Genomic DNA, 11,174 nt, shown 5'->3' on the forward strand with positions numbered 1-11,174 from the left:
TCGAATTTGTATGCCTACAAATAGGATAGCACATTTTGTTGAAGTTTCTTTATTTATCTAGCACAACGAGTTAATTTATATTCATCTGTAATCAATTTCTCAATATCCCACTTCCCGGACTTCATAATCTCCATGACGTCTTTTACGTCCTGTTGCGTATATCCGCCACTTCCAGTTATGGATTTCTGACCAAAGGTAAGTCCCAGGATATCAACCTCTCTTCGGCTCGTTCCAACCGCTACAAGCACCATTCGGCTGTTGTATTTTCCCGATTGCTCATATGCTTCCAGCACAGTGTCAGCACCTGCCGCATCAATCCATATATCACAATCAATAGCATCTCCATTTACACCCATGCAACTTCCCAGAATTCCGGTTAAGCCTTCTAATGCTACATCATCCTTATTATTATAAACTTCAAATCCAATCTGTTTACAAATATCCAATCTAAAATCAGAATAATCGCAAATAACGACCTGACTGCAGCCAAAATACTTAAGTGAAATTGCTGCAGCAATTCCTATCGTTCCGGCACCAAACACAACGGCTTTTTCGCCAGCCTGCGGATTTCCCCTTCTGGCAGCCCTGCATCCCACTGTAAAAGGTTCAATAAGTGCCGCCACCTTATCGGAGATCTTATCATCTACATGATATATGGATTCTTCCCACACCGGATTCGGACAGTAAATATATTCAGAAAAAGCACCGATTGTTCCGGCTCTTTTTCTATCTCCGGTAACAAGAATCGGATAAGGATATACCCTGTCACCGACTTTTACATCTTTCACATTTTTTCCGACTTCCGATACTCTACAAACTGTTTCGTGTCCAAATTCTCCGCCAACTGTTATGCGATGTCCCAATCCCAGTCCGTGATTGTAAACTGCCACATCGGTTCCGCAAATACTGGAATATATATTTTCTAAAATAATTGCGTCATCACCACATTCATAATTTGGCAGCTCAGCAACTTCTATCTTATGTACACCTTGATATAATGCCGCTTTCAAATTCCGCTCCTCCTATCGTTTCATGCATTTTGCCATAACCTCAAATATGTACTGCGTATCTTCCCTGCATCCTGACTTTACCCATTCTGAAACCACCGAAAATATACCATTTACGTAAAATGACAAACGGTATTTCCCTTCTGTTTCTGTAAAACCAAAACGCCTCATAATTGGTGCAAATACTTCTGCACTCATTTTTACAAATATATCATTTACCTTTAACGCAGAAGGCTGTGAAATTGCAGTTCTGAAAATCTTCTGGTTTTCTTTTACAAATTCCAGATAAGGAACAAGATACTCCTCTGTAACCAGAACCAGTTCCTCCAGAGAACAGGTTTCAATTCGCTCCTTCGTGATCCTCTTGTCCGCATCAAAATAGCTTTTCATATGTTCCATTACATAAGTAAGACTCTCTTCCAGCAAATCTCCTATGCTCTCATAATGAAGATAAAAGGTTGAGCGATTGACTCCTGCTTTTTCACAAATCTCTTTGATGGTTATAAAATCATAATCTTTCTTTTCAAGTAAAGCCTGATCCATTAACACGGCGGTATTATAATATTTACTTTCTGATTTATTCATAATACCACCCTTCCGTTACTCTTCTGTGCTGATTTCATTTGCCAGCATCATAATATCTGATGCGTACTTCTGTTTGCCATTTTCTCTTATTTTTCTGTAAATCGGATAGTTAATACCTACCCCTGCAAGACCGATCATTCCGATAATAATACCTATCACAAATGAAAACGTACTTCCATTGCCGATTACTTTCATAGACAGACACATTCCTGCACCTAATATCAATGATGCTGCTATGCCTAGAGAATAAGCAAAAACTTCCGCCGGAAGTTTTGCCTTTCTATCAAGTTTTTTGAGTGCTATGACCTTGGACGTCTTCTTCGGTGCATATTCATTTGCGATTGCCTCTGCATAAATCTTATCTGTGTTCATTCCAAATACCTCCGTATAGTTATTTTGTACCTTAATTATACGGGTAGGCTTTATTAAATTGAACAACACCGCTGTCAATTTATGTCGATTTCAAAAGTAAGAGTTCTTTATATTTCTGTAAAAACATACCGGTAAGTAATATCTGTTCCCTGCAGGGTAATGATGACATCTCCATTTTCAAGATGTCCAGATTTCACATTCTGATAATCCGTCGGATGTTTTTTTTGAATATACTCCTGCAGGGAATTCACTTCAATCTCTTCAATACTCCTGTCTGCTCCTCGGCTTCCGCCGCACGCATTGATAATTTCTTTCATCACTTCATATTCTTTCATACGCAGTTCTCCTGTTCTTCGCATTCCTACGATACGAAAATTTATGATTATATTTTATCCTTTTAGCAAATTATTCGTAAGCGTTTTTTCATAGGCAAAATAATTTTCAGCAATTTATCCATTTTGTCGATTCCTGATTTGTATATTTCACCCCATATTCCGTGTTTTGAACATTCATATCCTATGGCTAATCTGCCGATTGATCAGCCAGAGCAGAAGAAACAGAAGCATCCAAATCAATACCTGATTCAGTGGTATATAGCTTTTTATCAGATCTCCCATCGCTGTTGTAATTGCCATCGACAGTATGAGATAAAACAGGTATAGATGACTCCATGTTTTCTTCACTGCTTTGAGGATCTCTATACCTGCAATCCCTAAAACTACTGTGCCTGTAAGTGCAATGAAAATAGCTGCCCGGCCCGTATAAGTCACCAGTGCATTCCACAGGTTCAGAGGAAGCAACAACGCTTCCTCCAAGTCCATAAGCAGGGAGTGGTTTTTCACCATTCCAAGCGACAGCGTCACAATCATACCAACTGCCCATATCATTTCCCGGGGTTGTGCTTTTTCCTGAATCTCTCTGGTTTTGGCAGTCATGCTCTGGATTCTTTTGTCGGCATTTTTCTGTATCTTCCATACCTTCTGCTCTGCATCACGCTCCCTCCCTTTTGCCCTTTGGATGGCATTTTTGCTTTTTTCTTCTGCCACTCTCACCGCTTCCACGCAGGACATGTTTACCAGCTACTCCAATTTACAGTTCCGGGCCCGAACGTCTTTTACTTCTGCGATTAAGCTCTCTTGCTCTTTTCTCTGCATCAAACCGTTGTTGCTGCGCAAGGCGTCGTTGTTGCTCGTCAGCAATCGATTGATTCTCTGCACCTCGGATAATTCTTGTCTCAGATTTTGATTTTCTTCGGTCAGTTTCTGATTCCCTGACAAGACTTTCTGTAGCTCGGTTCGCAGTTCTTGCCTGTTCAAGAAGCTCATCTCCAATTGTTTTCTCAGATACTCTTCGGCTGCTGTCGTATGCACCTGCAGCGATTGTGGTATCTTCGGCTGCTGCTCCTGCATATTGTTCTTCTGTTCTTCGTTTGCTTTCTCGATTACATTCATTTAAGATTGCCTCCTTACTGATGTCCAGACGGAAGGTTTTGGAGAGGTTGCTATCCCGCACCTTTTGTCCCTGCTCATTCTGGAAAGTGATGTGCTTGCGCCTGTCACTCCAGTTCACCTTCCATCCGGATTTTTCCATTCGCCTGATAAATTCTTCTTTGCTAAAACACCCTTTGATCGCCTTAATAAATGCGATGGCACATTCCGTGAGATAGCTTTTTGCCTTTTCGTTTTGGATCAGGTTATATTTGTCTTTGCTCCATGCCGTCAGCGTTCCGTTTTCCATAGGAGTTCCATTAAAATGCCTGCCTTTCTCTGCCACGGATAAGTCCCGTTCCTTACACATTCGGTTGGTCAGTTCTTTCATACGCTCCAGATCTTTTCTGGTGTTATGCAGCCTGCGCCCATCCTCGAAACTGACGGTATTGGTGACCAGATGGCAATGAATATGTTCTTTGTCCTTATGCACTGCCACCACCGTCTGAAAGCCCTGAAACCAGTTTTCTGCAAATTCTTTTCCAAACTCAAATGCCTGTTCCGGCGTGATGGCTTCATCTTTATGCCAGGAGATGATGTTGTGGGCATACATCCGTCCGGAATCCTTATCCCATATGCGTTTTTCTTCCAGGAAGGACCGGTAGACCTGATCGTAATCTATGCCCTCCTTGTCATAAGGGCCGGTAACATATACCAGCTGTTCATTTGTCTTATCTGTTCTCAGGACATATTCCAGACAGTTTCTCATTGCCCCGTGGGTCTTTGTTGACTTATTGACTGTCTTATTGATTGCCATAGACTTTCACTCTCCTTTCTCTGGTTGTTTATTTCCGTGTGCATCTGTTCCAACTCATATAATACCGGAATTCTTCCGGAGGCATTTGCCTGATGTGCCAACTGATTCAGATTGGTTGCCATGCCCCGTATCTGACGAATCAGTTCTGCCAGATGTCGGTTCATGATCTTCAGTTCTTCGATTCCTTCGGCCGGTACCAGCTTTGTTTCCTGAATAGCAGCGATTAGCACTGCCTGCTGTGTCTGACCGGATTCTGCTACTTTCTTTTGGAGCAGTCCGTATTCGACATCATTCAGCCGGATGGTAACTGCGTGGTTTCGTTTTCTCATAGGCTTTTGTCCTTTCTTTTTTGCTTTTAAACATGTCCGTATCCGGACGATTAGCGGGTTCCAAGGGGCGCAGACCCTGGCAAGTTTAAGACCACCGCAGGTGTGTCTGGTGCAATGTGGCTTGCCACTTTGCGAAACTTGCCTATCATCCGCCACAACGTCCAGGGGATTTGGAGATGTGTGTCCGGCGTGAATGGAAGTGCTCCGTGGGAGCAGTTCTTTTCCTGCCGGTCACGCTTCGGAAAATCCATGGTATCCTCGCCCGGGATGATAGTGGTTTTTGGCATTGCGGCTTTGCCGGTAATGCGAAAGCGGCTTCTCCACATGAAAGAGAATACCGGTATCGGATGACAGGATCAGGAGCAATGCTGCTTTATACTTCCTGCACTGCTGCTAATTTTCTTTTTTCCTGCAGTTTCCTCCGCTTACTGCTAATCTGCAAAAAAATAACAGCAATGTCTTTGACCGCTCCTGTCCCGGTTCTGCACACTGCTGTTACCAGTATTTTTACTGTCATTTTCTTTCTATCATGCTATTCGTTGCAAATTTCTGGCAGTCTTAAAAGCTGTCGGCAAAATCCAACGCTGCGTCTTCCGCTTCTTCAATCTCCTGCTGTTTCTGCATCTCCCAAGCCTGATTAGCCTGAAGATTATCGTTTTCTTTTTCATAATCCCATTTCCCGGTATTTTCTGAATCCACTCCTCTTGGCATATGCTGCAAGAGCTGGAACATATGCTCTGCAATCATAAGCGGCACTGCATTTTCCAGCTGTTTCTCAAATTTGGAAAGCAGGCTGTCCAGAAAGACATCTTCCTTTTCCCTTGTTTCCAGATAGGGATCCTCCTCCAGTTTCTCCTTCCGGTCAAAATAATCATTGAGTGCTGCAACTACGGCTCTGCTGTAGGATTTGTATTCTTTCCGATCCATGTTTTGCAGGTGTTCCCACGCTTTCCGATCTGATTCCTCTAACAGGTTCAGCCGGATATTCGTATTGATGATTTTCCGTTCCTTTCTCATGACACTCCTCCGTTCTTACGCAGTTTTCTGGCTGCCAGCATCTCATAGCCTTTTGCTGTAGCACAGATATCATTGATCACCGTCACTCTACCCTTCTCATACTGGCCAAAGTTCTCAAGCATACAGCCACCCCCGCCAACTACATACAGTCGCATCAGTTCCGGATTATACTCATGTTCCCGGAGCTTCCGAAAAATCTCTGCGGTATATTTCCTGGCTGCTTCCTGAATCACATACAGATACCTTTCTCCAATATCCGCTGTTCCGTGCCGGATCATCTGCTCAACCACCAGATCATCCGCTACTGTACCAAGCTGCTTCAGCATACTTTCCCTGACCGCCAGAATACACTGATTTGTGCCGTATTTCTCGGTATAGCATTTCTTTTCCACCGGGCGGCAATCATTGATATACATGATGTTCATGGTTCCATTCCCGATATCCGCAAGCATATTGACACCTTTAAAATCCCGGAGTTTCTCTGCCACCGCAGCAAACCCCTGCAGAAAGATATCTGCTCCCGCAAATTCTACATGAAACTGTTTGCCTCGGAATGTAAAATCTACACTCTCATGCTGCAAAAGATACGCTCTGAATGCCTCTTTCTGCTCACCTACCCATGTCAGCGGAAGTCCAGCCGCCAAATGTACCTTTGCCCGGTAAATCCCGGCAATATGCAGTTCTCGGGCAATGGCAGCAAGTGTCAGGATGTAATAATCATCATCCATCATCTTTTCCGCCAGAAACTCCTTGTGTTCCTCTCCGATCTGATAGTAAATCCCATCATAGATCAGAAGGTTGTTCTGGAAGGTTGGTTCCTTTTCGTATCTGGTCACACCTGTCCGGAAACAGGTATTTGCGGTCTTGATATTCCCATAACCATAACGCTTTCATTTGCTGTTCCATTTCTTCTCATCATCTTCATATAGTGTTCCTCATCTTTCTGTTTGTGATTATTTTTTAGTTACAAATCCAACCCGGTCAGATTTGACCGAGTTCAATTTTTCTAAAGAGCCGGTTCCATTTTATCCATCACATCCGTCTTATTCTCATCAGTCTCACTCAAAAATAAGTGATTGATACGATAAGATATTTTATAGATAGATAATTGATTGCTTAGTATTTCATCCCATAAATACTTTATAGTGTCGGATTCACCAATACTGGATTTTCCGTCGTTGGCTTATCCTGACTGCTGAAGTTCCCATATTGGAATTCCAGACGTGCATAAATGGGACTTCTGGAATGCAACATTTTTGCTGTCCGGGCTTCCAATTATTTGAAGGCAGGTCTACAAATGGTTTGTGTCCCTACTCCTGCATTGATCCAAGCGGCACTTCACGGACAATATATTCGGTATCCGTATAGCATCCGTTTTCATCACGCAGCCTGTGTCTCTCTACATATCCCTGATGTTCCAGCTCCTTTAATGCCGATCTCACCGAATCAATGCCGTCCCTGCTGAGGGTTGCAAGCCCTTTTACGTTATAATTCCAGTTATCCGGCAGACTGAGCATCACAGATAGAAGTCCTTTCGCCTTTAACGTCAGTGTCTTATCCTTCATGTGATGATTACACATAACCGTAAAATTCTTTGTTTTCTCAACTCTAAACACCTGTGACATATTGCTTCACCTCTTTCTTTGGTAAAGAAAAAGATGCAAACATCACTGCCTGCACCTTCCATTTTATTCCATATTCTATTTTTCATAATCCACCCTGCCTCAGGGCTTTCTCTTGCAATTCTGCGAATCATCTAATCCATTACACATAAATCAGCTCCGCCAGAATGATTTCCTCGGCAATCGCTTTATGTCGGTTCGTCACCTGAACCCATGCCATCTGACCTGCCGCCTTATCCGGCAATGAATCTGATACTTCCAACAGTTTCAAAATCACCTCCTCCCGTTCCCTTGCAATTCTGTCTACCTCGAGTAAATGCTCTCCCAGTTTCTCCTGCAAAAGCAGACTCTGATACCTCGCCCTGCAGTGTTCTTTGAGATAGCTTCTCCGAAGAAATCCATACTTACCAATCTGCTCTGTCTGTGTTTCAGATTTTAAGACAATGTTTGGAATCAGATAATCTCCAACCTGACGGTACGTTCCGCCCATCTGTTCAAATAAACTTTTTTCTCTGTTCATAGCTTTTGCACTCCTTTTCTCATACATTTCATTATTAACGAGTTTCCTGTCATTCTGGCATTATCCTCTGGATTTGAGATTTTTCTGCGCCCAGCCTTTCAGCAGTTTTTCTATCAGTTCTGTCTGCTGCGCCGGGGTATAATCTGATGGGAAATATCTGCTGACCCTTTCAAGGGGTATCTTAATCTGCTCCCTCTGGTTCGGCTTCATTTCCTGCAAAACTTCGTATATTTCGTCTACATCCAGATTCCCCTGCTGGCTCATCCGTTTTAATCGGTTTGCCTGTGACAGATTCGGGACACATTGCTCCAGATCCATCACTGCATGAAGCTCATACTGTTCTTCCTCGGTCAGAAAAGAAAGTTCCACTGCTGAACGTATTGCAAGTTCTTCCCTGTCAACCATATCCAGAAGCTTTGGTATCAGATTTGTCAGCCGGATGTATCGCTTGATTTGCGTGACACTCTCCCCGACTATTTTCGCCAGTTGCTCATTACTTCGATACCCCTCTGCAGATTTTGTTTTTTGTATCGTAATTTTTCCCTGCTCCGATACCTCTGCTTCCAATGCAGTTACCTCAGCCAGCTCCTCCGCAAACTTCGGTTCCAATGGGTCCGATGTCTGATCTTTTCGCTTTCCCTGCCGATTCATTGCCTGTAATCGCATTTTGTACGCAAACGCTTTCTCGCTGGGCAGAATTTTTTCTCTTTGCAGGTTACTGTCGATCATCGCAATGACCGACTGGTCATTATCCATGTTGCAGATGATAGCTGGGACTTCTTCGATATCAGCCCAAATAGCAGCTTCTTTTCTTCGATGCCCTGCTATCACTTCATATCCTTCTCCATTTGGATTTTTCGAATCAGAAGCGGCACTAAGATACCCTCCTGCTCTATGCTCCTACGCAGTTCAAAAAGTTCCTGATTTCGTTCCACCTTAAACGAATGTCCTTTAAAATCATGTAATTCTTCGATTTTCACCATTCCAATACCTGCACCCGAATCGACACTTACTGATGAACACATCACTTTCTTTTTTGTCATTTCACTTTTCCTCCTGATTCTGAATATAAGAAAAGGACGCTTACCTTTCAGAAAAATCCTGAAAACAAGCGTCCTTTCGGCTCTTATCTCAAATATTCAGTTAGAAATATTACATCAAGATTCATATGTCCACTCATACCACGTGCAGAACTGCCGACACCTCGATACCGTCCATAATCTGCTTTTTTCGTCCCTGATTGCCTGTCGGTGCAAAACTCATATACCTCGCAAAGTGCCTAAAACTAAGGACTTCTACGAATTCGCCCGATATAGACAACATACCGTCTCAACGGTACTTTCGTTGTCCCAACAAAGTTCCTGTGTTTCCCTGTCTCCAAAATATACCGGAAAACGGAACTTTATGTGCTTCAGGAATCTGCCATCTGGCTGCTCCTGCTCGTAAATGTCCACCTGTTCTACAAAACTGTTAAGAAATTCTTTCTTCTCCAGGTCGGTGAACTTATCATATAGTTTATCAAAATATAAAAGAAATTGATAGACGTTTTCTTCTGATATTTTCTGTTGCCGGATATTCAGCAGGCGGTTCTTGACTTCTTCTATACTGTTCTCCACGCCTTCAATCTCATCATACAAACGGTATAACCTAGTCTCCATATCCTGATATTTCTTCTCATAGAATTTATCCATGATATCCAGACTGTCCATCTGCTGTCCAAGTCTTGCTTTTGCTCCGGTCAGTTGTCGGTGCTGTTTTTCCAGTCCTTCAATCTCTTTTTCTATTTCTTCTGTATCTATTCTTGAGCCGATTTTATTCAGAATTGCTTCTTCAAATTTAGGATTCTTCACTAGTTTCCGAATAACTTCTTCCACGGCATTGTTAATCTTCTCTTCGCTCCATTGTTTACGATATCCACATTTATGACCATCTACCAGGCGACGATGTTTGCAGGCATAATAGAAATAATCCTTATATAAGGTTCCGTCTTTCTTTTTCTTTCGGTTCACGTTCCCATACATACCGCTTCCACATAACGGGCATCTCAATATTCCGGATAAAATATGCTCATGATCGAGACTATGTGTCTTTTCATATTTCACACCTGTTTTTTCCCGTTTTTGATGAGCCAGCTCCCAGTCTGTTTCTGAAACAATCCCTTCATGGATACCATCGTGCAGCATATAATTTTCCTGCTTTACAATGCGATATTCATTTCTTGTACCAGAAACTTTCTCGTTTTTCCTTCGTCCATAAGCCAGCTTTCCACAGTATACCGGATTATCCAGAACGCCTTTTATAAATGATGCGGCAAATGCGTCCAGTGTATTATTCTGTCGTTTTTTCTTTTTATATCCATGCTGGTTCAGCCATGCAGCAATCGCAGAGATTCCCATATTGGTATGAATAAATTTGTCATAGATCAGACGAATAATCTCTGCTTCGTCCTCTGCAATCTGCAATTCTCCATTTACCAATTCATAGCCATATGGAGCAAATCCACCGTTCCATTTTCCTTCCCTGGCTTTCTGCTTACGTCCCTCCATTGTCTGAACAAGGATATTCTCTCGTTCAATCTCTGCCACCGCAGACAGAACAGAAATCATCAGCTTTCCACTATCTTTTGAGCTGTCAATTCCATCTTCAACACAGATCAGATTCACTCCAAAATCCTGCATCCTCTGCAAAGAATTTAAAACATCTGCCGCATTACGACCAAATCTGGAAAGCTTGAACACTAGTACAAACTGCACCTCATCTGTGCCATTCTCAATATTATCCAACATTCTCTGAAATTCCGGTCTGCCCTCTACGCTCTTTCCAGACTTACCTTCATCGGAATACTCATTTACGATTTCCATATTCTGAAATTCCGCATATCTCTTGAGTTTTTCTTTTTGAGCATCCAGACTGTAGCCATCCACCTGCATGGTTGTGGATACTCTGGTATATATATCGCATTTAATCTTTTTATTCACTTTTCCTCCTCTCCTCAGAACATCCCAACGCAATTTCCAACAATTCCGTTGCAACTTGTGGATTTCTGATACGCATTAAGTTATCCCAGACATCTGCTTTTCCTAGAAGATTCATCCCACCATGCCATACTATTTCATCATCAATAACGGCAAAGCATTCTTCTACTTCTGTTCTTGTTATCACATTTATTCCTACCAATTGCATTATTCTGATTAATTCATAACATACATCCGACTTTCCGTAAGTAATATCTTCCGGATCTGTTGTAATAACTGTGACCTTTACCCCTACTTCCTGTCTCTTCTTGATTAGTAATAAAAATCTGTCAATTTTATCTTGTCTGATATCCGGACTGGAAATTACCACCATTTTTTCAGACTCTACAATATCTTGCTCAAATTTTTCGGTATAATTTACAGAATCAAATATTGCATTTATTATTTGTTTAGAATGCAACTCTTGCGTCCAGATTGAAAATCCCATCTTCCTATATGTTCTC

15 protein-coding genes and 1 pseudogene are annotated in these 11,174 nt (G+C 42.3%); 1 reads left to right on the forward strand and 15 read right to left on the reverse strand.

Annotated elements, in window-relative coordinates:
* Positions 1 to 53: 53 nt before the first annotated feature.
* The 7 genes from RDS42_RS07570 to mobC all read right to left on the reverse strand — a co-directional run bounded on the left by RDS42_RS07570 (position 54) and on the right by mobC (position 4,537).
* Positions 54 to 1,010, reverse strand: a complete 957-nt coding sequence (locus RDS42_RS07570; protein WP_308783109.1) for a zinc-binding dehydrogenase — start codon at positions 1,008 to 1,010, stop codon at positions 54 to 56.
* Positions 1,011 to 1,022: 12 nt separating this feature from the next.
* Entirely contained in the window at positions 1,023 to 1,592 is a 570-nt protein-coding gene (locus RDS42_RS07575) for a TetR/AcrR family transcriptional regulator (RefSeq protein WP_308783110.1), read from the reverse strand.
* Between the two features lie 15 nt (positions 1,593 to 1,607).
* A complete protein-coding gene (locus RDS42_RS07580; protein WP_308783111.1) occupies positions 1,608 to 1,964 on the reverse strand; it encodes a dihydropteridine reductase in 357 nt (118 codons plus the stop codon).
* 107 nt (positions 1,965 to 2,071) lie between these two features.
* Complete coding sequence (locus RDS42_RS07585; protein WP_308783112.1) at positions 2,072 to 2,299, reverse strand: hypothetical protein; 228 nt, start codon at positions 2,297 to 2,299, stop codon at positions 2,072 to 2,074.
* Between the two features lie 174 nt (positions 2,300 to 2,473).
* On the reverse strand, positions 2,474 to 3,010 hold the full coding sequence (locus RDS42_RS07590; protein ID WP_308783113.1) for a DUF6040 family protein: 537 nt from the start codon (positions 3,008 to 3,010) through the stop codon (positions 2,474 to 2,476).
* Between the two features lie 43 nt (positions 3,011 to 3,053).
* Positions 3,054 to 4,208 carry a relaxase/mobilization nuclease domain-containing protein gene (locus RDS42_RS07595; protein ID WP_308783114.1) on the reverse strand — a complete coding sequence of 385 codons (1,155 nt, stop codon included), beginning with the start codon at positions 4,206 to 4,208 and terminating at the stop codon, positions 3,054 to 3,056.
* Positions 4,157 to 4,537, reverse strand: a complete 381-nt coding sequence (gene mobC / locus RDS42_RS07600) for a plasmid mobilization relaxosome protein MobC (RefSeq protein ID WP_308783115.1) — start codon at positions 4,535 to 4,537, stop codon at positions 4,157 to 4,159. Before mobC ends, RDS42_RS07595 begins: the two co-directional genes overlap by 52 nt.
* 189 nt (positions 4,538 to 4,726) lie before the next feature.
* Between mobC and RDS42_RS07605 the strand changes: the two genes are divergently transcribed.
* On the forward strand, positions 4,727 to 4,888 hold the full coding sequence (locus RDS42_RS07605) for a hypothetical protein (RefSeq protein ID WP_308783116.1): 162 nt from the start codon (positions 4,727 to 4,729) through the stop codon (positions 4,886 to 4,888).
* Between the two features lie 207 nt (positions 4,889 to 5,095).
* Here the strand turns inward: RDS42_RS07605 and RDS42_RS07610 are convergent, their stop codons facing one another.
* From RDS42_RS07610 to RDS42_RS07645, 8 genes and pseudogenes are all read right to left on the reverse strand, one after another.
* Positions 5,096 to 5,554: a hypothetical protein gene (locus RDS42_RS07610; protein WP_308783117.1), complete on the reverse strand. Its 459-nt coding sequence runs from the start codon at positions 5,552 to 5,554 to the stop codon at positions 5,096 to 5,098.
* Positions 5,551 to 6,390, reverse strand: a complete 840-nt coding sequence (locus RDS42_RS07615) for a ParM/StbA family protein (RefSeq protein ID WP_308783118.1) — start codon at positions 6,388 to 6,390, stop codon at positions 5,551 to 5,553. The genes RDS42_RS07610 and RDS42_RS07615 overlap by 4 nt, the downstream gene beginning before the upstream one ends.
* Before the next feature lie 474 nt (positions 6,391 to 6,864).
* Complete coding sequence (locus RDS42_RS07620; RefSeq protein WP_308783119.1) at positions 6,865 to 7,179, reverse strand: helix-turn-helix domain-containing protein; 315 nt, start codon at positions 7,177 to 7,179, stop codon at positions 6,865 to 6,867.
* Positions 7,180 to 7,318: 139 nt separating this feature from the next.
* The gene (locus tag RDS42_RS07625) at positions 7,319 to 7,666 is read right to left on the reverse strand and encodes a TnpV protein (RefSeq protein ID WP_308783123.1); all 348 of its coding nucleotides are present in this window, start codon (positions 7,664 to 7,666) and stop codon (positions 7,319 to 7,321) included.
* 90 nt (positions 7,667 to 7,756) lie between these two features.
* Positions 7,757 to 8,527 (reverse strand): ParB/RepB/Spo0J family partition protein, encoded by a 771-nt coding sequence (locus RDS42_RS07630; RefSeq protein WP_308783120.1) that lies wholly within the window; start codon positions 8,525 to 8,527, stop codon positions 7,757 to 7,759.
* Positions 8,524 to 8,739, reverse strand: coding sequence for a hypothetical protein (locus RDS42_RS07635; RefSeq protein ID WP_308783121.1), 216 nt, complete (start codon positions 8,737 to 8,739; stop codon positions 8,524 to 8,526). Before RDS42_RS07635 ends, RDS42_RS07630 begins: the two co-directional genes overlap by 4 nt.
* Positions 8,740 to 8,991: 252 nt before the next feature.
* On the reverse strand, positions 8,992 to 10,674 hold the full coding sequence (locus tag RDS42_RS07640) for a recombinase family protein (RefSeq protein ID WP_308783122.1): 1,683 nt from the start codon (positions 10,672 to 10,674) through the stop codon (positions 8,992 to 8,994).
* A pseudogene (locus tag RDS42_RS07645) lies at positions 10,667 to 11,174 on the reverse strand (restriction endonuclease subunit R); the annotation flags it as partial. The gene RDS42_RS07640 and the pseudogene RDS42_RS07645, both read right to left, overlap by 8 nt.

The organism is uncultured Blautia sp. (assembly GCF_902497045.1).
Lineage (GTDB): Bacteria > Bacillota > Clostridia > Lachnospirales > Lachnospiraceae > Blautia_A.